At 40.3% G+C, this 23052-nt stretch carries 23 protein-coding genes; 9 read left to right on the top strand and 14 right to left on the bottom strand.

Annotated features, from left to right (window positions below):
* Nucleotides 1-12 precede the first annotated feature (12 nt).
* The 8 genes from nqrE to AAEZ22_RS03730 form a co-directional block, all read right to left on the bottom strand.
* Nucleotides 13-621 (bottom strand): NADH:ubiquinone reductase (Na(+)-transporting) subunit E, encoded by a 609-nt coding sequence (gene nqrE, locus AAEZ22_RS03695; RefSeq protein ID WP_011328894.1) that lies wholly within the window; start codon nt 619-621, stop codon nt 13-15.
* Between the two features lie 10 nt (nt 622-631).
* Nucleotides 632-1264: an NADH:ubiquinone reductase (Na(+)-transporting) subunit D gene (locus AAEZ22_RS03700; RefSeq protein WP_011328895.1), complete on the bottom strand. Its 633-nt coding sequence runs from the start codon at nt 1262-1264 to the stop codon at nt 632-634.
* The gene (locus AAEZ22_RS03705; RefSeq protein WP_011328896.1) at nt 1264-2037 is read right to left on the bottom strand and encodes a Na(+)-translocating NADH-quinone reductase subunit C; all 774 of its coding nucleotides are present in this window, start codon (nt 2035-2037) and stop codon (nt 1264-1266) included. Before AAEZ22_RS03705 ends, AAEZ22_RS03700 begins: the two co-directional genes overlap by 1 nt.
* Nucleotides 2030-3232 (bottom strand): NADH:ubiquinone reductase (Na(+)-transporting) subunit B, encoded by a 1203-nt coding sequence (locus AAEZ22_RS03710; RefSeq protein WP_011328897.1) that lies wholly within the window; start codon nt 3230-3232, stop codon nt 2030-2032. The genes AAEZ22_RS03705 and AAEZ22_RS03710 overlap by 8 nt, the downstream gene beginning before the upstream one ends.
* 4 nt (nt 3233-3236) lie before the next feature.
* On the bottom strand, nt 3237-4580 hold the full coding sequence (locus tag AAEZ22_RS03715) for a Na(+)-translocating NADH-quinone reductase subunit A (protein WP_011328898.1): 1344 nt from the start codon (nt 4578-4580) through the stop codon (nt 3237-3239).
* A gap of 344 nt (nt 4581-4924) precedes the next feature.
* Nucleotides 4925-6118 (bottom strand): enoyl-ACP reductase FabV, encoded by a 1194-nt coding sequence (fabV, locus tag AAEZ22_RS03720; protein WP_086993907.1) that lies wholly within the window; start codon nt 6116-6118, stop codon nt 4925-4927.
* 116 nt (nt 6119-6234) lie between these two features.
* Complete coding sequence (locus AAEZ22_RS03725; RefSeq protein ID WP_011328900.1) at nt 6235-6540, bottom strand: BolA family protein; 306 nt, start codon at nt 6538-6540, stop codon at nt 6235-6237.
* A gap of 62 nt (nt 6541-6602) precedes the next feature.
* The gene (locus AAEZ22_RS03730) at nt 6603-7193 is read right to left on the bottom strand and encodes an alpha-ketoglutarate-dependent dioxygenase AlkB family protein (RefSeq protein WP_011328901.1); all 591 of its coding nucleotides are present in this window, start codon (nt 7191-7193) and stop codon (nt 6603-6605) included.
* Between the two features lie 43 nt (nt 7194-7236).
* Between AAEZ22_RS03730 and AAEZ22_RS03735 the strand changes: the two genes are divergently transcribed.
* From AAEZ22_RS03735 to AAEZ22_RS03750, 4 genes are read left to right on the top strand one after another with little or no spacing between them, the layout of a single operon-like run.
* Complete coding sequence (locus AAEZ22_RS03735) at nt 7237-8385, top strand: methyltransferase (RefSeq protein WP_011328902.1); 1149 nt, start codon at nt 7237-7239, stop codon at nt 8383-8385.
* Entirely contained in the window at nt 8386-8946 is a 561-nt protein-coding gene (locus tag AAEZ22_RS03740; protein ID WP_011328903.1) for a YajG family lipoprotein, read from the top strand.
* Between the two features lie 2 nt (nt 8947-8948).
* Nucleotides 8949-9569, top strand: a complete 621-nt coding sequence (locus tag AAEZ22_RS03745) for a peptidylprolyl isomerase (protein WP_011328904.1) — start codon at nt 8949-8951, stop codon at nt 9567-9569.
* A 50-nt stretch (nt 9570-9619) separates the two neighbouring features.
* On the top strand, nt 9620-10999 hold the full coding sequence (locus tag AAEZ22_RS03750; protein ID WP_011328905.1) for an AmpG family muropeptide MFS transporter: 1380 nt from the start codon (nt 9620-9622) through the stop codon (nt 10997-10999).
* A gap of 75 nt (nt 11000-11074) precedes the next feature.
* Here the strand turns inward: AAEZ22_RS03750 and AAEZ22_RS03755 are convergent, their stop codons facing one another.
* Nucleotides 11075-11314 carry a helix-turn-helix domain-containing protein gene (locus AAEZ22_RS03755; protein ID WP_011328906.1) on the bottom strand — a complete coding sequence of 80 codons (240 nt, stop codon included), beginning with the start codon at nt 11312-11314 and terminating at the stop codon, nt 11075-11077.
* A gap of 415 nt (nt 11315-11729) precedes the next feature.
* Here AAEZ22_RS03755 and AAEZ22_RS03760 point away from each other — a divergent pair, with 415 nt between their 5' ends.
* Nucleotides 11730-11918, top strand: a complete 189-nt coding sequence (locus AAEZ22_RS03760) for a hypothetical protein (protein WP_011328907.1) — start codon at nt 11730-11732, stop codon at nt 11916-11918.
* 315 nt (nt 11919-12233) lie between these two features.
* Here the strand turns inward: AAEZ22_RS03760 and erpA are convergent, their stop codons facing one another.
* Nucleotides 12234-12572 (bottom strand): iron-sulfur cluster insertion protein ErpA, encoded by a 339-nt coding sequence (gene erpA / locus AAEZ22_RS03765; protein ID WP_011328908.1) that lies wholly within the window; start codon nt 12570-12572, stop codon nt 12234-12236.
* Between the two features lie 253 nt (nt 12573-12825).
* Here erpA and AAEZ22_RS03770 point away from each other — a divergent pair, with 253 nt between their 5' ends.
* The 4 genes from AAEZ22_RS03770 (at nt 12826) to hemL (ending at nt 17410) form a co-directional block, all read left to right on the top strand.
* Complete coding sequence (locus AAEZ22_RS03770) at nt 12826-14508, top strand: chloride channel protein (RefSeq protein WP_352296218.1); 1683 nt, start codon at nt 12826-12828, stop codon at nt 14506-14508.
* 16 nt (nt 14509-14524) lie between these two features.
* Nucleotides 14525-14959 carry a CopD family protein gene (locus AAEZ22_RS03775; protein WP_011328910.1) on the top strand — a complete coding sequence of 145 codons (435 nt, stop codon included), beginning with the start codon at nt 14525-14527 and terminating at the stop codon, nt 14957-14959.
* Between the two features lie 117 nt (nt 14960-15076).
* Nucleotides 15077-16093: an aspartate carbamoyltransferase gene (locus tag AAEZ22_RS03780; protein ID WP_011328911.1), complete on the top strand. Its 1017-nt coding sequence runs from the start codon at nt 15077-15079 to the stop codon at nt 16091-16093.
* A 36-nt stretch (nt 16094-16129) separates the two neighbouring features.
* Complete coding sequence (hemL, locus tag AAEZ22_RS03785; protein ID WP_011328912.1) at nt 16130-17410, top strand: glutamate-1-semialdehyde 2,1-aminomutase; 1281 nt, start codon at nt 16130-16132, stop codon at nt 17408-17410.
* 75 nt (nt 17411-17485) lie between these two features.
* On the opposite strand, the gene mrcB is transcribed toward hemL, so the two are convergent.
* The 4 genes from mrcB to AAEZ22_RS03805 form a co-directional block, all read right to left on the bottom strand.
* Entirely contained in the window at nt 17486-19828 is a 2343-nt protein-coding gene (gene mrcB, locus AAEZ22_RS03790) for a penicillin-binding protein 1B (RefSeq protein WP_182678688.1), read from the bottom strand.
* A gap of 176 nt (nt 19829-20004) precedes the next feature.
* The gene (locus AAEZ22_RS03795) at nt 20005-21234 is read right to left on the bottom strand and encodes an ammonium transporter AmtB (protein ID WP_011328914.1); all 1230 of its coding nucleotides are present in this window, start codon (nt 21232-21234) and stop codon (nt 20005-20007) included.
* Between the two features lie 9 nt (nt 21235-21243).
* Nucleotides 21244-21582 carry a P-II family nitrogen regulator gene (locus AAEZ22_RS03800; protein ID WP_011328915.1) on the bottom strand — a complete coding sequence of 113 codons (339 nt, stop codon included), beginning with the start codon at nt 21580-21582 and terminating at the stop codon, nt 21244-21246.
* A gap of 181 nt (nt 21583-21763) precedes the next feature.
* Entirely contained in the window at nt 21764-23029 is a 1266-nt protein-coding gene (locus AAEZ22_RS03805) for a GGDEF domain-containing response regulator (RefSeq protein WP_011328916.1), read from the bottom strand.
* Nucleotides 23030-23052: the final 23 nt, after the last annotated feature.

Here is a 23052-nt window from a genome sequence, read left to right on the forward strand (position 1 = left end):
TCCTCGCTACCTTTACAGTGAAATACCAGAGAATGACATAAAGCCAAGAGCCATTAAGCCAACAGTAATAAAGGTAATACCTAAACCACGTAAGCCATCTGGAACGTCTGAATATTTCATTTTCTCACGGATACCTGCAAGTAATGTAATTGCAAGTGCCCAACCAACACCAGCGCCAATACCATAAACCACAGACTCGCCGAAGTTATAGTTACGCTCAACCATGAAAGATACCGCACCAAAAATTGCACAGTTAACTGTGATTAGTGGTAAGAAGATACCTAACGCGTTGTAAAGTGCTGGGAAGAACTTATCTAATGCCATTTCCAAAATTTGCACAAGTGCTGCAATAACACCAATGAAAGTTAAGAAACGTAAAAAGCTAAGATCTGCATCTGGGTAACCAAGCCACGTAAGTGAACCCGGTGCTAACACTGCATGGTAAACTAAGTTATTAACTGGTACCGAAATACCTAATACAACAATAACCGCTACACCTAGGCCAATTGATGTGGTTACTTTTTTAGATACTGCTAAAAAAGTACACATACCTAAGAAGAATGATAACGCTAAGTTTTCAATAAAAACGGCTTTTACAAATAAACTAATATAATGTTCCACTGTGTGCCCCTTACGCTTTAGCTTCTACTTGGTCTTTCTTATAAGTACGTAGTACCCATATGAATAAACCAATGATGAAGAATGCACTCGGTGGTAATATCAATAGACCCATAGGTTGATACCAACCACCATTTTGTACTAATGGGATAATATCAACACCGAATAGTGAACCCTTACCAAATAGTTCACGAATGAAACCAACGGTAAGTAGTACTACTGAATAACCTAAACCGTTACCAATACCGTCAAGAAACGACATAAGTGGCGGTGACTTCATTGCGTATGCTTCAGCACGACCCATTACAATACAGTTAGTAATAATTAGACCGATAAATACCGAAAGCTCTTTTGCCGTAGCGTAAGAAAATGCTTGTAGTACTTGGTCAACAACAATTACCAAAGATGCAATAATCGTCATTTGTACAATAATACGTACTGACGATGGGATCTGGTTACGAATAGTCGAGATAAAGAAGCTAGAAAACGCGGTTACCAAGGTCAAAGCAATTGACATGATTAATGCGTTTTTTAAGCTAGATGTTACCGCTAGCGCAGAACAAATACCAAGTACTTGTAGTGCGATTGGGTTGTTAGCTAAAACCGGGCCAAATAGGACCGCTTTCATTTCTTTAGTATCAGCCATTATTTCAATGCTCCTTTACGTACTTCCGCAAGGAATGGACCAAAGCCATTGTCACCAGTCCAAAAGTCAACTGTATTATCAACACCGTTAGACGTTAAAGTTGCACCCGATAGACCATCAATTTGATGCTCATTGCTAGCGCCACTTTTTACAACATCGATAGGTAATTCTTTACCTTCCCATTTTGCAGTCCACTGTGGATTTTGGATTTCGCCACCTAAACCAGGTGTTTCACCATGCTTATAAAAGATAATGTTTTTGATTGTTTCGCCATCATTTTCAAGCGAAAGGAAACCATACATTAAGCCCCATAAACCGTAACCTTGAATAGGAACAATAATAGTGTCAACTGACCCATTATCTGCTCTAGAGATGTATACAGGTGCCTCTGTCGTTACGCGCTGAATGCCCGCAATGTCAGTAATGCCTTTTTCAGCAAGCGCAAAGCTTAGCTTAGGGTCAAATTTGCTTTTTTCAAAGTCAAATGCATTAACCTTAGCCTGAACTTCTTCACTTGAGTCGCTTGCAAAAGACTCACCCGTTTTCATATTAACTAAGCGTACTTCGATTTTGTTGTTGAATGTTTCAGAAACATTTTCAACTTTTCCGATTCCCGCTGCAACTAAGATATTACTTTGAATATCTTTCGCTTTATTAGCTTGCTGTAAAGGACGAAGCTGTACAGCAGCAAACGATACGATAATTGCACACACTAAACATAGCGCAACAACTACTGCTAACGTTTTACCGATTGATTCGTTATTACTAGACATTACGTGCCAACCTCCGTTTGATATTAGCTTGCACTACAAAGTGATCGAACAGTGGAGCAAATAAGTTAGCAAATAAGATTGCTAGCATCATACCTTCTGGGAAAGCAGGGTTCACAACACGGATCATAACAACCATAAAACCAATAAGCGCGCCATAAGCTAACTTACCTTTATCGGTAAATGCAGCAGACACAGGGTCGGTAGCCATAAAGAACATACCAAACGCAAAACCACCTAGTACAAAGTGCCAATGCCAAGGCATAGCAAATACTGGGTTAGTCTCAGAGCCAACTGTATTTAGCAGTAATGCAGTGATTACCATACCGAAAAATACACCTAGCACTATACGCCAAGAAGCGATACGCACGTAAATAAGGAACAAGCCACCCACTAATAATGCAAGTGTTGATGTTTCGCCTACAGAACCTTGAATGAAACCGTAAAACGCATTCCACCATAACTCCATGTTTGAAAAATCAAGTGTGCCAACAAACGCTTGACCAAGCATAGTCGCACCAGAGAACGAATCTACTGCTGTCCATACTGTGTCACCTGAAATTTGTGCCGGGTATGCGAAGAATAAAAACGCACGACCAGCTAACGCAGGGTTTAAGAAGTTACGACCTGTACCACCAAAGATTTCTTTAGCAATTACAACACCAAATGTAATACCAAGCGCAACTTGCCATAAAGGAATAGTTGCTGGCAAAATAAGTGCAAATAACACTGATGTTACGAAGAAACCTTCGTTAATTTCGTGTTTACGCACTGAAGCAAATATAACTTCCCAAAAACCACCTACAGCAAAAGTAACTGCATAAATTGGTAGGAAGAAACACGCTCCATAGAACATTTTAGCGCCCCAGCCTGCATCAGCGGTTAATTGACCGCCTAACAGTTGAAACAAATCAACTTGCCATATATTAGCTAGTTCAAAACCTTGTGCTAAAGCACCAGCGGCCTGATGACCAATATTGAACATACCAAAAAACATAGCAGGGAACGTTGCCATCCACACTAAAATCATCATGCGTTTTAGGTCGATGTTGTCACGAACGTGTGTCGCGCCTTTATTTACGTAGCCTGGTGTATAAAAAATAGTTGCTGCTGCTTCATACAGAGCATAAAACTTTTCATATTTACCACCGGCTTCAAAATTCGGCTCGATATCTTCAAGATATTTTTTTAAACCCATCTCTCTAGCCTTCCTTCTCGATCGTAGTTAAGCAATCGCGTAGGGCTGCGCCATACTCGTATTTGCCCGGACAAACGAAGGTACATAACGCTAAATCTTCTTCATCTAGTTCAAGCGCGCCTAATGACATTGCACTGTCTACATCGCGTGACAATAGGTCGCGTAATAATAGAGTTGGCAAAATATCTAACGGCATTACACGCTCATAGCTACCAATTGGTACCATGGCACGTTTTGAACCACCTGTTGACGTTGTCATTTTAAATAAACGACTCGGTGCAAGGTGAGAAATAAAGGTACGCGTTACGGAAAATTTATCACTACCTGGTGCAATCCAACCAAACAATTCTTTTTCGCGACCTTCAAGTAAAACAGATACTTGAACGTGGTAACGACCTAAGAATGCATGAACACCGTTTGAAATAGAACCTGACAATACTGAACCAGAAATAACACGGTTATCACCGTCTTCTAATTCGCCAGCAACTAAATCATCCAATGAAGCACCTAATTGTGTTTTCACTAAACGAGGGTTTTTAACGCGAGGACCTGCAAGAGAAATTACACGATCAGTGTAAATTTCACCGGTAAGGAATAAGTGACCAAAGGCGATAACGTCTTGGTAACCAATATGCCAAACCTGCTTGCTAATAGATACTGCATCAAGATGATGGATATGTGTGCCAACAAGGCCAGCCGGATGCACACCACCAAACTCATGTACTTCTACTTGAGCTATAGATGAGCTAGGAACTTGGCTACCTGCTTGTTTACAAACAAATACTTTACCGTCGGTTAAACGCGACACAACAGCTAAACCTGCTTCGAATGCTTGCACATTTTCAGCAATAATTACCGCAGGATCTGCAGCAAGTGGATTAGTGTCGATTGCGGTCACAAAAATAGAGCTAGGATTTGCATCCACTGCCGCTACTTTACTGAATGGGCGAGCACGAAGTGCTGTCCATTGACCAGACTGTATAAGTACTTCTTTGGCTTTTTCACGATCTAAGCTCGAAAGCTCGGCATCAGAAAAAGTACCAAAGGTGATTTGCTCACTGCCGTTAACTTCAATAACAACAGATTGCAGTACACGTTTAGCACCACGATTAATTTCTTTTACTGTGCCAGAAGCTGGAGCAGTAAATAATACACCTGGGTTCTTTTTATCTTCAAAAAGTACCTGGCCTTTTTTCACTTGGTCATCCACACGAACATGCATGGTTGGACGCATACCGATAAATTCTTCACCTAGCACAGCTACACGTTTGACGGTAGAACCATCATGAATAACTTGCTGAGGAGCGCCCTCTATGGGTAAGTCCAGACCTTTTTTTATATTGATCATACGCACTTGCACTACATTAACGGAAAGAAACTGAAAAATCGTATCAACCACGTCGCCATATTAACTATAACAAGTTGTGTAAAACTAACTTGCTATAAATACTAAACAAGCAACGCAGTAAAACTCCTCACATATTGCTATGATTTTAACATCATTGTGCAACACTATGCGAGTGTATTTATAAAAATTATACCAGAGAAAGACTTATTTACGCTTGATGTAGCTATTTAATAAAATTCAAGCTAGACCAAAGTTGTACGTTTACTAAGAAACATTATTTTTATAAAAAATCAGTAATAAAAAAGTCGCACTAGGCGACTTTTCAAACTGTTTTGTACAATTGATTAGTCAATCATATTCGCAATAGGCTGAACAGGGTCAACCTCTTGCTCATAATCAACGCCTTGTATACCAAAACCAAACAAGCGTAAAAACTCATTATGATAACCAACATAATCGGTTAGTTCATCAATGCTACTAGTATCTACTTTATCCCAAATAGCTTGAATACGTGCTTGTACGTCATCTTCTAGCTCTTTATAGTTTTGGAATAAATGACCGCCTTCGTCAAAACGTGGCGTGTCGCCGTATAAGTTTTCGCTAAATAACGCCTGTATTTGCTCAATAGTACCTTCGTAGGTGCCATCGGCTTTCATTACTTTAAATAAAGCAGAAATATACAAAGGCATAATAGGAATAGCCGAGCTAGCTTGTGTTACTACCGCATTAAGTGACGATACATACGCTTCGCCATTTAAATCACTAGTCGAAGCTTTAATAGCAGCCGTTGCACGATCCAAATCTTCTTTTGCTTTACCAATCGTTGCATGCCCGTATATTGGCCATGTTAGCTCTTTACCTATGTAGGTATAAGCAGTGGTTTTGAAGTTATCGGCTAGCACATCGGCTTGTTTTAGTGCATCAATCCACATTTCCCAATCTTCACCGCCCATTACTTTAATAGTATTGTCGATATCATCTTGGTTTGCCGCTTCAACGGTTATTTCATCAATTTCACGCTTTGAGGTATTCAGATTTTTAGTTGTAACTGCATTACCAATTGGCTTAAGCGTAGATGAGAACACTTCACCGGTATTAGGATCGGTACGACGCGGAGACGCTAAGCTGTAAATAATTAAATCTACTTTGCCTAAATCGGCTTTAATAGTATCAATTGCTTTTTGCTTAATTTCGTTTGAGAACGCATCGCCATTAATATTTTTTGACCAAAGGCCTGCTTCGTCTGCAGCATTTTGAAATGCAGCTGTATTGTACCAACCTGCAGAACCCGTTTTGCGCTCAGTGCCTTCTTTTTCAAAGAAAATACCTAATGTTTTAGCACCGCCACCAAACGCCGCAGTAATACGCGATGCAAGGCCATAGCCTGTAGAGGCACCAATAACTAATACATTTTTAGGGGCATTTTTTAATGCACCTTGTTGCTTTACATAATTAATTTGTTCTTGAACATGTTCGCTACAGCCCACTGGGTGGGCATTGGTGCAGATAAATCCACGAATTTTAGGCTTAATGACCATTGATCATCCTATATCTTTACAATAAAAATTAGCGCTAGTTTAAAGGCTAATACTAAAAACACTGATCTGATCAGTTAATCTTGAGTGTAAACATCAATCAAATCGCTATTAATTGTTTAAGCTGACTTAGAGCCACCCATACAATTGGGTGAATCAGGCGCTTCACCATTATGTTCAGCAAACTCATCTGGCGTATAAGTATGAATAGCCAGTGCATGAATATGATTGGCTAATTCATCTTTTAAAATTTCATTAATTTCGCGATGGCGCTGTAATAAGCGCTTACCAGCAAACTCTTCGCTAACCACTATCACTTTAAAATGCGAGTCGCTGCCAGCACTGTGCATATGGCTTTCGTTAATTACATTTAAATGCTTACAGGCAATTGCATCGCTGATTTTTTGTTGAATTTGTTGCTGCATGACATAAACCATTATTGTTACTTATTTATAAGCCCACTATAGCAACTTGCTAAGCCTAATGGCTAACGCTTTATCAAGCGAAAGGTTAAACTTATTCGCGGATGAGCCAAGGTAGTTTGCTTAGCAATAGCGTGTTGATAGTCGCGCTGACTATTGCCACTCATAATTAAACAGCTGCCGCTATGTAGCTTTAAATTAGTAACTTTATTGCTAGCTTTGTGTTTTAGTTTTAATACTCGCTCAGCCCCAAGCGATATACAAACAATAGTAGGTTGATGGCCAAGCTCAGCTTCGTCGTCGCTATGCCACCCCATAGTATCGTTACCATCGCGGTAATAATTTACTAATAGTGAATTTAATGGCTGGTTTAAATGCCGCTCTAAACGTTTGCGCATCGCCAGTAAAACATCAGGCCAAGGCTCTACTATTAACTTACTGTGAGAATAACCATACTCAATATTGTTTTCACTGATAAAACACTGCAGCCGAGGAATTGGCCCCGTTTTATTGTAAACCGTAACATTAGGCTGCTGCCAACACAGGTTTTGCTGTAAATAGTAGAACAAATCGAGGCTTTTTTGTGCACTAAGCGCCCTACTTTGATAAGAAAAGCCATTTGGTAACAGTTGGGGGTTGGCGTTTGGCCGTTGCATGTTAGAATTTACCTATCATTTGATTACTGATCACTAAACTATTATGACCATGCAAGCACAGCTCGGCGATAAAACCTTTACTCTTGAACGCTTTCCTTTGGATCAAAAAAACCGCAGCTTACAAGCTTGGGATTCAGCCGACGAATATTTAATCGACTATGTTAGCGAACATCATCCTGATTGTCGCTCTTTGCTGATTTTAAATGATAGTTTTGGCGCGCTTTCTTGTTATTTTAGCCACAAGCAATTAACGGTTTGTTCAGTAAACGACTCTTATATTAGCCACCAAGCAGCAGCTTATAACTTAGCAGAGAATAAAATACCTGCTATTACCTTTAGCCAGCTCGATAGTTTATCGGCTTTACCTGAACAAGTTGATTTGGTACTTATTAAAGTACCACGCACATTAGGCTTTTTACAGTATCAACTGTCTGAGCTTAGCGAAGTGCTTGCCCCCGGAACGCCTGTTATTGCCGCGGCAAAAACAAAAGATGTGCATAATTCAACAATTAAAGCGTTTGAGCAGTTTATTGGCGAAACAAAAACAAGTTTAGCGGTTAAAAAGTCACGCTTAATTATAAGCCACGCACAAGGTGGGTATAAAGCCGCTGATTTTCCGGTAAATTGGCCACTTGAAGGCACTGACTTTACTATTAGTAACCATGCAAATGTGTTTTCGCGTGATTCATTAGATATTGGCGCACGGTTCTTTTTTAACTACTTACCAGAAACCAATAAAGCTAAAAGCATTATTGATTTAGGCTGTGGTAATGGCGTGGTGGGTTTAATGGCATTATCGCGTTGCCCAAATGCAAATATTACTTTTGTTGATGAGTCGTATATGGCCGTTGAATCGGCACGCTTGAATGTAGAGCTCAATATGGAAGCTAAATATGAGCAATGTTCATTTGTTGAAAATGACTGTTTATCGGGATTTGAGCGCGACAGTGTTGATATGGTGCTATGTAACCCGCCATTTCATCAAGCTCAAGCGGTTACCGACCACATTGCATGGCAAATGTTTAAAGAAGCAAAAGATACTTTAAAAGAAGGTGGCGAATTGCGTATTATTGGCAACCGTCATTTAGATTACCACGACAAACTAAACCGTATGTTTGGTAACTGCAAGCTACTAGGTTCTAACAAAAAGTTTGTTGTACTTAGTGCCACAAAAAATACCGGAATGTTATAAATGCAAATTATAAAATACCTTTTACCTTGGTTGGTGTTTTTGGCACTGCCTGCATGTAGTAATCAGCCAAATCAGATAATACTTAATCCTGTTTATAAAAATGGGCAAATAAGTTCAATCAACAGCAGCTTAAGTACCAGTGTAATTGATTTAAGAGGCGATACTGCCACCTTAAAACTTATAGAGTCTGACAAAACCAAAACTTTTGCCAGCCATGGTATTACAGCCTCAGTAAAAAGTGCGCTCGACAGCGCCCTAAGTCGTAACGGTGCCAGCATTTCTAACTTAGCCACGGTGCGCTTTGAAGTAGATATTCATGCTTTGCAAGCAGTTGTTACCGAAAAACTAATGAGCCACACCAGCGCGGCTTCTATAGAGTTTGGCGTGCGGGTTATTCGCGCTACCAGTAACTTTAGCAAAGTATACCGAGGCAATGCTAATTTAGCAGGGCCACTGGGGCACGACAGAGCAAAAATAGAAGGTCAGCTTAATAAGTTGACTGAGCAAATTATTACCCGCATTGTATCTGACCCTGAATTAATAGAATTTTTAGAAGGTTAACAATGAAACGACTTTTTTTAATCTGCTTAAGCCTATTCTTTAGTACCACTACGCTTGCTGCTCAAGAAGGCCGTTTTGTACAAAAAGATAATATTTTTCCGCGTGTTGAAATAGTCACTTCACTGGGTAGCATAGTGATTGAGCTTGACCGCTCTAAAGCCCCCATTACTGCAAATAACTTTTTAACCTACGTAATGGATAAAAGCTATCAAGGCAGTGTGTTTCATCGTATAGAGCGTGATGTAGAAAACGACCGTGACTTTGTTATTCAAGGTGGCGGCTACGATAAAGACTACGATGGACTACACGAAAACGATCCTATTTTTAACGAAAGCGGTAATGGCTTAAAAAACGATATGTATAGCATAGCTATGGCGTATCAAGACCGTCAACCTCATTCAGGAACGCGCCAATTCTTTTTTAATATGGACGATAACGACCATTTAAACCCTGGCAGAGAATGGGGGTTTGCGGTATTTGGCAATGTAATGGACGGCTACGACACGCTAGATAAAATTATGGCGGTAAAAACCGGATTTAACGAAAAAATTGGCTACGACTTTGTACCCAAAGAGCCTGTAGTTATTTTAAATATTAAATTACTTGAACAAGTTCCCCTGTAACTATTAAAAGAGCAGCCTAGCTGCTCTGTGTTAAAGCCAATGAAGGCCCTATGAGCAAAACACTCTCTATTCGCGAATATTTTTCTTATTTTAAAGACAAACGCCTTATCAATATTTTTATATTTGGTATGAGTAGTGGTTTTCCATGGGTGCTGATTGGCTCTGTAATGTCGGCATGGCTAAAAGACGAAGGCTTAAGCCGCAGTATGATTGGCTTATTTGGCATTGTGTTTGGCGCTTACAGCATTAACTTTTTATGGTCGCCGTTAATAGATCGTACCAAACTACCCTTTTTATACAAATGGTTAGGCCAACGCCGAAGCTGGATACTGTTTTGCCAAAGCTTTATTTTACTTGGCACACTGCTATTAGCAGGGCTTGATTTAAAAGCCAATTTAGCGCTCGTCGCCGCACTTTGTTTATTAATAGCCATAGCCTCTGCCACTCAAGATATTGCTATTGACGCTTTTAGAATAGACGCCCTGGGCGAAAATGAATCTCACAAAGCGACCGCCGCCGCTGCCATGGCAACCTCGGGTTGGTGGTCGGGTTATGCGCTACTTGGGGCCATTCCGTTTTATATGGCCGATATACCTTCGATAGATTGGCCGCAAGTATATTACTTTTTATCCGCCATAATGCTGCTACTAATGAGCTGTGTATTTTGGGCAAAAGAACCCGAATCAAACCGCGAAGCAGTGCACGCTGAGCTTGAGCGGGTATACCTTGAAAAACTTGCCGCCAGCAAGCAAACACCATTAACTAAAACACTCGCTTGGCTTGCAGTTACTGTGGTTGATCCGTTTAAAACCTTTTTTGCTAAAAATGGCGTTAAAACCGCGTTGGCACTGCTTGCATTTATTTTCTTATTTAAAATTGGTGAAGCGTTTTTAGCTCGCATGTCGATTGTATTTTATAAAGAGGTTGGCTTTAGTAATACCCAAATAGCCAATTACTCTAAGCTAGGCACCGGATTAATTACCATCGTATTTGCCTTTTTAGGCAGTATTTTTAATCATAAATACGGCATTGTTAAAGGCTTATTTATTAGTGGTGTGGCAATGGCGGCATCTAATTTAATGTTTTCTTGGATTGCACTTGCCGGCCCACAAGAGCATTTATACGCCATGGCTATTGTGGTTGATGGTTTTACTCAGGCATGGTCGCTAGTAGCTATGGTGGCATTTATATCCATGCTATGCGATAGAGCATTTAGTGCAACACATTATGCGTTACTTGCGTCGCTGGGTAATTTAGGGCGTACTTTACTGTCGAGTTACAGTGGGGTAGTAATAGATGATTGGCTAGCGGGTAACTGGTCGCTATTTTTTATTCTTACGGCATTAATGGTGTTGCCATCGTTGATATTTTTATACTTAATTCGTCATAAACTGTATCAGCTAGAGCGTAATTATCACCAAAATACTTAAACTCAATACTTAAAATAAATTATTTACTTGGCATATTTAAAGGTGCATTAAAATATGCCAAGTAACTTGCGGCTATTAATCAACTTTAAGTAAGTTTAATGCCTCATGCGGATCAACTTCGAGTGCATTACAGTAGCGCACAAATTCAATTACATCTAAGCGGCGCTCTTGGTTTTCAATTTTGCCAATAAACGAATGTGGTGTGCCTAATAACTGCGCTAAACTACGCATTGTATGCCCTTTGTCATGACGTTTACTTTTAAGCCATTTGGTCAGTTTTGCATTTTCTTCTGATGAAACTGTTTTACCCATCATGTACATCTCCTACTTAATGCGGTGTAAATACTAATTGATGCAATTTATTAATAGCGCTCAGTGAGTACACTGCACAACAGCCTAATTAGGCATTGATTGCAGCTCAGCTTTACTAATTACTAATTACTAATTACTAATTACTAATTACTCATTGTGAGCTAAAAAACGCTATAAATAATACTTACTTATTGTGGTGGTGAATGAAATTTTGCCCGTCTCATTCTTATATATTGTATACTATTAACTCATTGGTAAAATGGCTAATTACATTCGGCACAGGTTAAATAATGAATATATATTTACCAAGCCTGAATAGATAGCTTAAACCATTAATAAATATTTGTAACAATTTTGTTCCATTTTAGTGTTACATGTTTATGCTTAATCAATAACGAGCACCCTAAAAGGCTAAATAATGTTCAGGCTACTTTTTTTACTTCCTATTATACTGTGCTTAGGCTGGTGTTTTTTTCTTCGCCACCATGGTGTGCCTATTAAAAAAGGCAAAAGAGGCTTTGTATATATACTCGCGTTTTCTACTTTTGTACTTGGCTTTTTTATATTAATGATGCAAATAACCGAATTCACTCCTAGCGAATTTTAGGCATTAAAAAAGCCGCAAAAGCGGCTTTAATATTTTATTGTTTACCCAGGGTTTGTTGACCTTTGCGGGTTAATATTTGTTCCAACTAGGGGCAATTTAATCGCGGCGCTAGGTTTGTAACCTAGTGGGCTAAGTAAAAACCGAGCAACAAAGAGTTAATTGCCCCTAGGCAGAACCCTTCGGGCAGCGCCTGTTTGGCATTGATGCTACGTTATCGCCTATTTATGGGGAATAACCACACCACATAGGCTCTGCCTTGCCTAAACACCAAACAGACTGCTGCAAATTTAACCTTGAAAGATCAACAGACCCTTGTTAAATAGTAAAGCTTGAACCACAGCCACAGGTTGTAGTTGCATGAGGATTAGTTACAAAAAAGCGTGCGCCTTCTAATCCTTCAGTGTAATCAACTTCGCCGTCTACTAAATATTGTAAACTCATCGGATCAACCACCAGCATCACGCCATTTTTGACGATTTCTAAATCACCTGGATTGGCCTTTTCATCAAAGGTAAAACCGTACTGAAAACCAGAACAACCACCACCCGTTACATATACGCGTAATTTAAGTTCTGGATTTTCTTCTTCATCGATTAACTGTTTAACACGATCGGCTGCCGCGTCAGTGAACTTAATTGGTAATTCTTCAGACATTTTAAAACCCTCAATATCGTAATGCCGTGATTATCTAATACCCGAGTGTTTTAATCAAGTATAGTAAAATAAAGGTTGCAGGCACTCGCTGCTGTTAGTAGCAAACTAAACCTAAATATTGAGTCCAGCATCGCTTATTTGCGTATTTTAACGTTAACTTTTCTATAAATGTAATTATTTTACAAAATCACAACGACTTAGCGAGTGGCTTTTGCTAAAATGACCGCTGAAAAATGCTGCGGGGAAATAAAGCATGTGGCTTGAGCAACTCAGGCGTCGATTAGCCAAACCTAAAACATCCGTACAATTATGCTTATTAGGCGTAAGTGCCGGATTAATAGCTGCATTTTTTATTATTTTATTTCGCTTAACGATTCTTTTTTTTCAAAGTATATTTTTAGAAACTCCCGACGACTTTACCACCCTCCCCACTTTAGAACGCGTATTAATGCCCCTTATTGCGGCACTCTTAATTGCGCTTTTTGCGGCTTTTACTGGCTTTAAACATTATCGCTTGGGTATTCCGTTTGTAATTCATCGTATTAAACGCCATTACGGGCAAATGCCACTGTATAACACCCTAAACCAATTTGTTGGTGGTGCATTGGCCCTGATCAGCGGCTTTTCGGTGGGGCGCGAAGGACCTTCGGTGCATTTAGGTGCAACTGGGGCAAGTATCTTAGCAACTAAACTGCACTTACCTCATAATGCCATGCGTACCCTTAGTGGCTGTGGCATTGCAGCTGGTATTGCCGCCTCGTTTAACACGCCGTTAGCAGCGGTTATTTTTGTAATGGAAGTAGTACTTCGAGAATACAAAGTACATATATTTGTGCCAATTATGCTTGCAGCTGTTACTGGCGCTTTAGCAACCCAATTTGTATTTGGCGAAGGCTCAGAGTTAGCACTTATAAGCATTGCTCCGTTAAGTGGCTGGCATTACCCGTACTTAATACTGTGTGGCATAGCGCTGGGCGCAATAGCCTATAGTTTTAATCAAAACTTAATGTTAATTATTAAAACGTTTAAACCACTTAGCATGTTTCCTCGCTTACTTATTGCTGGCTGTATTGCCAGCTTAATTGCGTATACCGTCCCCCAAGCTATGGGGTCGGGTATGAGTGCGATAACTATTGCGGTTGAATCCCCTGAAGACATGCAATTATTAACTACTATTTTAATTGCTAAGTTACTCGCCACATTATTTGCGATAGGTTTGGGTATTCCCGGTGGTTTAATTGGACCGGTTATAGGGCTGGGGGTTTTAATTGGCACTTTAATGGCCTTTTTTGCCCAGTTTATTAGCCCAGGTACAGATATAGCAGGCACTTATGGTGTACTTGGCATGGCAGGATTATTAGCAGCAACGCTGCATGCACCGCTTGCGGCTTTAACCACAGTGATGGAGCTCACTTCGTCTCCAGAAATAATAGTGCCTGCAATGATAGTTATTACCACCGCTTATGTTACCGCGCTGCAAGTGTTTGGTAATCGCTCGATATTTTTACAACAGCTGGATTTTCAAGAGTTACCTTACCAGGTATCTCCCGCTACTGAGGCACTACAAAAAGTAGGGGTAATGGATGAAATGGATGAAGACTTTAAGTTGCTTTACTCCGACGATAAACAGCAAATAAAAAACACCCTTGATGCGATGGACAGCCAAACCCCATTAATTGTATTCGATGAAGAAAATGGTTACCGATTGGCTGAATATGACTTGAGCTTAATGTCGGATCAAGCAACTAACCTTAGCTATATTAGCTTGGCCGGTATTAGCAGCCAAGCCACTTTAGCTGATGCCTTTGAGCTATTAAATGATAAGCGCAGTGGCGCATTGTATGTATATAACTTATTAGATAATCAACAAATTATGGGATTACTACGTTGGGATCAAATCCATCATATTTTAACCATTCGTAACAGCTTACTTTAATTTAAATGAGGGTAATATGAGCGCATTATTAATTTACAAAACCTTGCATATATTTTTTATGATTGCCTGGTTTGCCGGTATTTTTTACTTACCACGGTTATTTGTGTACCACGCTATGAGCGAAGAAAGGGCATGCAACTCTATGCTTAAAGTAATGGAACGTAGGCTGCTTTTTTTTGTCACTCCGTTTGCCGTGTTAACCGCGGTATTTGGTGTACTCACTATAGTTGAATATGGCCGCGATTGGTTTAAGTACAGCATGTGGTTGCATTATAAACTAGTGCTAGTAATTATTTTATACCTATACCATGGTTACTGTTTTAAGCTTTTAGCTGATTTTAAACATGACCGTAACACTAAAAGTGACCGTTTTTATCGTATTTTTAATGAGTTACCCGTTATAGCACTATTAATAATAGTGGCACTGGCGGTAATAAAACCCAGTTTATAATAAAATGTTTCTAGGTAATTTACTCTGCCAACTAGCTAAGTAACTTTGCTATAATATGCGCGATTGCGTGCTCCTTTAAGGATTATCGCGCCTTTTTGAATAAGTAGGAATAACCCCATGTTAAGTTTCCAAGGTGAAAATATACTCTCAGTTAATCAACTCGACAGAGACTGTATTGAACGTATATTTGCAGTAGCTAAAAAAATGGAACCCTACGCTAAAAAACAAAAGCGTACTAACGTGCTAGAAGGTGCCATTTTAGCCAACTTATTTTTTGAACCTAGCACACGCACACGCGTAAGCTTTGGCACCGCTTTTAACTTACTCGGCGGACTCGTTCGCGAAACAACCGGCATGCAAAGCTCAGCGCTCGCTAAAGGCGAGTCGCTTTACGACACCGCCCGTGTTATTTCGGCGTATGCCGATGCTGTCGCTATGCGCCACCCCGATGCAGGTTCGGTAAGTGAATTTGCAACAGGCTGCTCAATCCCTGTGATTAATGGTGGCGATGGCCCTAACGAGCACCCCACTCAAGCACTGCTCGATTTATTAACCATTGAGCGTGAGCTTAACCGTTTTGAGCAAAACATAGATGGTATGCACATTGCGCTAGTAGGCGATTTAAAATATGGTCGCACTGTGCACTCTTTATCAAAACTATTATGCCACTATAAAAACGTGAAATTCTCGATGGTTGCACCCGATGGTCTACAAATGCCTAGCTATATATTAGATGCAGTAGATAATGCAGGTCATAAAATTGAATTGGTAAACAAAATGGAAGGTAACTTAGCTGCCGACATAGTTTATCAAACGCGTATTCAAGAAGAGCGCTTTCCTTCGCAAGAAGAAGCCAACAAATACCGTGGTGGGTTTAGAATTAGTCAATCAATTTACACTGCACATTGCAAACCTAATTCAGTGTTAATGCACCCGCTACCACGCGATAGTCGCCTAGAAGCCAACGAGCTAGATAACGACTTAAACGCAAATGACAATTTAGCTATATTTCGCCAAGTACAAAATGGCGTATTAATTCGTATGGCACTGTTTGCTTTAACCCTCGGCGTAGAAAACAAAGTCGAGCAGTATGAAGTAGACGTACCTTGGTTTAGCCGCAAACGCGATAGCTAAACCCACTTTTTTTGTGACAAAACAATAGGATTTTTCATGACAATTAGCCAAGACTTATTTGCACGCGCTCAAGCTTCTATTCCTGGTGGCGTAAATTCACCAGTACGTGCTTTTAATGGTGTAGGCGGCACACCGCTATTTATCACTAAAGCTGAGGGTGCGTTTACATTTGACGCCGATGGTAATCGCTATATCGATTATGTTGGCTCTTGGGGCCCTATGATCATGGGCCATAACCACCCTGCAATTAAACAAGCAGTACACGACGCGGTAGAAAACGGCCTAAGTTATGGCGCGCCTACCGAAGCCGAAATTTTAATGGCTGAAAAAGTAAAAGAGCTAGTACCATCAATCGAAAAAGTACGTATGGTTAGCTCAGGCACAGAAGCCACCATGAGCGCTATTCGCTTAGCGCGTGGTTTTACTGGCCGCGATAAAATACTTAAGTTTGAAGGCTGTTACCACGGCCATGCCGACTCATTATTAGTTAAAGCGGGCTCTGGCGCATTGACTATGGGCGTGCCTAATTCACCGGGCATTCCTGAAGATTTTGCAAAGCATACGCTTACTGTATCGTTTAATAATTTAGATGAAGTGAAAGCTATTTTTGCTAAATATGCCGACGAAATTGCATGCATTATTGTTGAGCCTGTTGCTGGTAACATGAACTGTATTCCACCGGTTCCGGGATTTTTAGAAGGTTTGCGCGACGTTTGTGACGAATACAAATCGGTACTTATTTTTGACGAAGTAATGACCGGGTTTCGAGTTGCACTTGGCGGTGCACAAGCCTACTACAATATAAAACCAGACTTAACCTGTTTAGGTAAAGTAATTGGCGGCGGCATGCCAGTTGGCGCTTTTGGCGGCAAAACCGAAATTATGGATTATATTGCACCGGTTGGCCCAGTTTATCAGGCGGGTACATTGTCGGGTAACCCAATTGCCATGGCTGCAGGTTTAAAATCGCTAGAGTTATTAAGCGAGCCAGGATTACATGCAAAACTAGAAGCAACCAGTAAAGCAATTTGTGAAGGTTTTGAAGCCGGCGCTAAAAAAGCAGGCATTGCATTAACCACTAACTACGCCGGTGGCATGTATGGTTTTTTCTTTACTGATGCTGAAAAAGTAACAACTTACAAACAAGCTACTGAGTGTGATTTAGAGCGTTTTAAACGTTTTTTCCACCTGATGCTTGAAGAAGGTGTTTACTTAGCCCCCTCTGCTTTTGAAGCAGGCTTTGTATGTGCAGCGCACAACGAGCAAGAAATAAAAGATACCATTGCAGCCGCAGAGCGCGCGTTTGCTAAGCTGTAAAACATCAGTTTTATTCAGCCAATAAAAAAAAGCCCTAACGGGCTTTTTTTATGTCTTGTAGTTATTCAAAACTGCTTAACGAATACACTGCGGCCTTGGTTCAAATTCACTGGCTCTTAGTGGTAGCTGAATAACTTTGCCGCACCCTGGTGGCGCTTGTTTACCCGTTAGCTCGTTAATAAACGCCCAGCGAATTGAAGGTGGACGAGTATCGGCTATCGCTTCGGGATTTAGCGGTTTTAAATAACGAATATAGGTCTCTAAAGCCCCTACACTACCGGTTAAGCCGGTACTTTTGTTATCATCTCGGCCTAGCCAAGCAACGGTCACTGTGTTTTGATCAAACCCCGCAAACCAGCTATCGCGTAAATCGTTACTAGTGCCCGTTTTACCCGCAAGTTGAATCGACGGAAAGTGTAAGTTTAACCGTTTTGCGGTGCCATCTTTAGTCACTCGTTTCATTGCGTATTTTGTCATGTACATGGCATCTTTAGCAAAACGCGGCTCAGATTTCACCTCATGCTTATACAATACTTTGCCTATTGAGTCGGTTAACGCAGAAATAGCGGTTAACTTTCTATATTCGCCATCGGCAGCAATGGTTGTGTACAATTGTGCTACCTCAAAACTAGACATTTCAAGTGCCCCCAATAACAACGATGGGTATTCGTTAATTCTTCCCTGCGCGCCTAACCCTCTTAGTGTATTTGCAACTTTATCTACCCCTACATCAAGGCCAAGATTTACCGCAGGTATATTTATACTGCGACTAAAAGCTTTGTATAACGGGATCGCTCCGCGAAATTGACGATCGTAGTTTTCAGGTTGCCATACTTTACCTTGCTCATTGGTAACTTGCACCGGTGAGTCGTCAAGTAAAGTGGCTAGGTTATAATGTGGTAACTGCAGCGCGCTTAAATACACCGCAGGCTTAACTAATGAGCCAATATTACGTTTGGTATCAAGTACTCGGTTAAAGCCTGAATAACGCACATCGCGCCCAGAAACTAATGCCGATACGCCACCTTTTTCTACGTTAACTGAGATCATCGCCGCTTCAAGCGCGCGAGTATTAGGGCGTTTTTCTAAATAAGGCAAACTTGCCTGAATCGACTCTTCCATTGCCGTTTGTTTTTGTAAGTCAAAATAGGTAAACACACGAACACCGGCATCTAACACATTTTGATCGGGCAATAACTGCTTGAGTTCACGATTTACTAGTTCTAAATAACCTGGGTACGATTTTTGTAAACTGGCTTTCATTGGCGCTATATTCAAAGGACGTTTTAATGCAGCGCGGTATTCATTAGTACTCAAAAGTTTGTCTTCAACCATTAAGCGCAGCACTAAGTCACGACGTTCCATTGTGCGCTCTTCGTAACGACGTGGATTGTAATAAGACGGCCCTTTTACCATAGCCACCAGCAGCGCTATTTGATCGTACTCTAGCTCATCTACTGGTTTAGAAAAGTAAAATTCAGCAGCCAAGCCCATACCATGTACACCTTGGTTATAAGACTGCCCTAAATATACTTCATTTAAATACGCTTCAAGTATTTGATCTTTTGAATAACGGTAATCTAAAATAAGCGCAATAAACGCTTCGTTTATTTTTCGTGTAAGTGAGCGCTCTCGGGTTAAGTAAATATTTTTAGCCAGTTGTTGCGTTAGCGTACTGCCGCCCTGAACTGTTCGCCCAGCACGAATATTACTATACAACGCACGTAAAATAGAAAATACCGATACGCCGTGGTGCTGATAAAAATTACGATCTTCAACCACTAAAAGCGTGTCTTTTAGCATTGCCGGAAATTTATCCAGCGGTACAAATTCACGGTCTTGTTTAGAGTCGTTACCTATACGCGCTATTTGCACCGGCTCCAGCCTAGCGTTGTTTAAACGCCGACCAAACTTGTCTTTAATACTAGCAATTTTTTGCCCGCCAAAACGCAGTTCAATTATATGCGCCTGTTCTAGCGCGTCATAAAATTCAAAATCGCGACGATATATTTTAATGCTGTTGGCAGTTTTAACATATTGCCCTGTACGACTTAACCTATTAACGGCTGAGTAGTTTAGCCGCTCTAACTCCCAAATAACCTCTTGGCTTGATAAGAACTGCCCGGGGTAAAACGCCATCGAGCGTGCATAAACTTGCGCAGGAAGCTGCCATTTATTACCTTCAAATTGACGAGTTATTTTTGCATCGAGGTAAATAAAATAAAGCGCCATAGCAATAAATGTCGCTAAACTAAGTTTCCAAAAAATAGACCATAGTTTATTGAGTAAAGATCGCTGAGCAACTGATGATTTGTTTTTTGTACTTTTTTTAGCGCCGTTACGCGGTGTACTTTTAGAGGGTTTAGCGCTGCGCTTTGTGGGGGTTTTACCTGTCGGTGTTTTTTTGTTATCAGCCATTTAAATGTAATTTATTCCAAGGTTTATTTTACGGACGTGAGCTTAGCATAGTCACCTACTAGTTCACCATTATAAGGTAAATTAACAACCCATCTTAGCAGCACTAAAGTTAACCTCCCCTGAAATAAAAAAGCGCTACCTAAGTAGCGCTTTGGACAACACACAATAACTTAAATTTAATTACTACGAACCGATACAAATTCTGGGTAGGCGTCAATGCCACAATCGTGTTGATCCATACCGTTTAGCTCTTCTTCTTCGGTAACCCTAATGCCCATAGTATGCTTTAAGATTGCCCACACCAGCAGCGAAGAAATAAACACAAAACCAATAATACACAACAAGCCTATTAACTGAGTTACCAAGTTTGCCTCGGCGTTTGTCACAGGTACTAGCATAATACCAAGTACTCCACATACGCCATGCACAGAAATAGCGCCAACTGGGTCGTCTATTTTTGCCTTATCAAGTATAACAATACTAAATACCACTAATGAGCCGCCTAATAACCCTAATAAACACGCCATCAATGGTGAAGGTGAAAGCGGATCGGCGGTAATCACAACCAGCCCAGCTAACGCGCCATTTAATACCATAGTTAAATCGGCTTTACCCCATAATGCTTTACAAACAAATAGTGCTGAAACAGCCCCCATTGCAGCAGCAGCATTGGTGTTTAATAAAATCTTTCCTACAGCAGTCGCGTTTTCTGCATCTGATATAAGTAGCTGCGAGCCGCCGTTAAAACCAAACCAGCCCATCCATAAAATAAACGTACCTAACGTTGCCAAAGGCAAGTTTGACCCCGGAATTGGGTATATTTCGCCATTTTTACCATATTTTCCTTTACGTGCACCCAGTAATAATACGCCAGCTAATGCCGCTGATGCGCCGGTTGCATGCACTATTGCTGAGCCCGCGAAGTCAACAAAACCCATTGCCGATAAAAATCCAGAGCCCCAAGTCCAGTAACCCTCAATAGGATATATAAGCCCAGTTAACACCAAGGTAAACACCAAAAATGCCCACAACTTCATGCGCTCAGCCACCGCACCCGAGACAATAGACATAGCCGTGGCAACAAAAACAACTTGAAAGAAAAAATCAGATTCTAGAGAGTGATCAGCATCAGCGGCTTGTGTACCAATTAAGCCACCAAATGAAGGAATGATGCCTCCCTCGGTATTCCCTACATACATAATATTGTAACCAACGAGTAAAAACATGGTGCATGCAATTGAATACAAGGCGATATTTTTAGTTAATATTTCTGTGGTGTTTTTTGAGCGTACTAAACCCGCTTCTAGCATGGCAAACCCTGCGGCCATCCACATTACTAATATGCCACAAATTAAAAAATAAAAGGTGTCGAGCGAAAACTTTAGTTCTATCAGTGTACTTTCCATAAATCCCCCTTAAAGTGCATCTTCATCAAGTTCGCCCGTACGAATACGAACAATTTGATCTAGGTCGTACACAAAAATCTTACCGTCACCTATTTTTCCGGTGCCTGCAACTTGCGTAATTGAGTCAACTACGCGTTGGCAGTTTTCAGTACGAGTGGCAATTTCGAGTTTAATTTTAGGAATAAAATCAACTTGGTATTCAGCCCCACGATACAATTCGGTATGACCACGCTGTCGACCAAAGCCTTTTACATCAACAACTGTCATCCCTTCTATGCCTAAATCAGCGAGTGCTGTACGCACTTCATCTAATTTAAATGGCTTTATGATTGCACTAATCATTTTCATTTTAGTCCCCTTAGGACACGTTATTGTTTTTCTTAGTTAATACAATCCAAGCTTTATGCCATTTATATATGGCAATAAAAAACAATAACTTATAAAAATATTTTATATTTAAAACAAAAAAACGCACCAATTAGGTGCGTTTTTTTATATATAATACTTGATTGGTGCGTGTGTATTTAACTCAACGTATAGCTGTAACCTCTGCTAGCTGCAAAGTACTATTTAAAACCACACAATTGCGCCCTTGCTCCTTAGCTTGATACAAAGCTCTATCGGCAACACGCATAGCAGCGGTTAAACTGGTATTTTGAAATTCGGCTAGGCCTATACTTGCTGTTATTGATAAGGTTTTATCACTGATAGTAAAGTCGTAACTTGCGAACTTTTGTATAAATAAATTTAAACACTTCTCGGCTTGTTCAACTTCTACTTGCGTTAATATAATTGCAAACTCTTCACCGCCAATACGTGCCACTGTACTGTTAGAAAATGAAGTACGGATTAAATTACTCACTTGTTTAAGTGCCTGATCGCCGCCGTCATGCCCAAATTCATCGTTTATTGCTTTAAAAAAATCTATATCTAGTAACACTAAGCTATTTTTCTGATTTTTATTTTTGAGTAGTTTTTCAGCATACTGATAAAAGTAACGACGATTATAAAGCCCGGTAAGATGATCTCGAAAAGCACTTTCTTTAATGTCTGCAATTAACGATAACTGCTCCATGGTTTGCAATACACGACAATGAAACTCTTCATTCATAAAAGGTTTAGTTAAAAAATCATTAGCACCATATTTAATAAATCGCGCCGATAAACCATGCTTACTCGCGCCTGATAACCCAATAATTGCTAAGTCATCACGGCCTCTAAAGTTTCTCACCGCTTTAACTAATTCAAAACCATCCATTGTTGGCATTGCATAGTCTGTCATGAGTAATTTAATTTCAGCATCGTTTTTGAGCATATCTAATGCTTGGCGTCCATCGTGCGCCTCACTGACTGCAAATAATTGTTTTTCTAGCATTTGCTTCATTAAAGTACGACTTAAAACCGAGTCGTCGGCTATTAATGCTTTACAGCCTTGGTTACGCAACAGCTGTGCAACTAATTTTATAGCGTAATTATATGAGTCACGGTTATCTTTTATCACATAATCAATTACGCCTAATTCTAACATTTGCAGGCGCTTGTACTCATCCATCTTAGAAGTAAGCACCACAGTAGGAATACCTTTTAATAAGGTATATTTGGCCACCTCACCATTTGGTGCGTCGGGGAGCGTTAAATCAACTAAGGCTAGTGTATAGCTGTGCTTACTTACAAACTCCTTACACTCAGATAAAGACCAAGCAAAATCAATGGCAACATCAAGATACTGTGCAGATATATGGCGAAGGACTTGTTGTACTACTTTACTATCTTCAACTATCAACAGTCTTTGCATAGGGCTTCTCTTTACTTCTAATT

The organism is Pseudoalteromonas sp. 20-MNA-CIBAN-0454 (assembly GCF_040308685.1).
GTDB lineage: Bacteria > Pseudomonadota > Gammaproteobacteria > Enterobacterales > Alteromonadaceae > Pseudoalteromonas > Pseudoalteromonas nigrifaciens.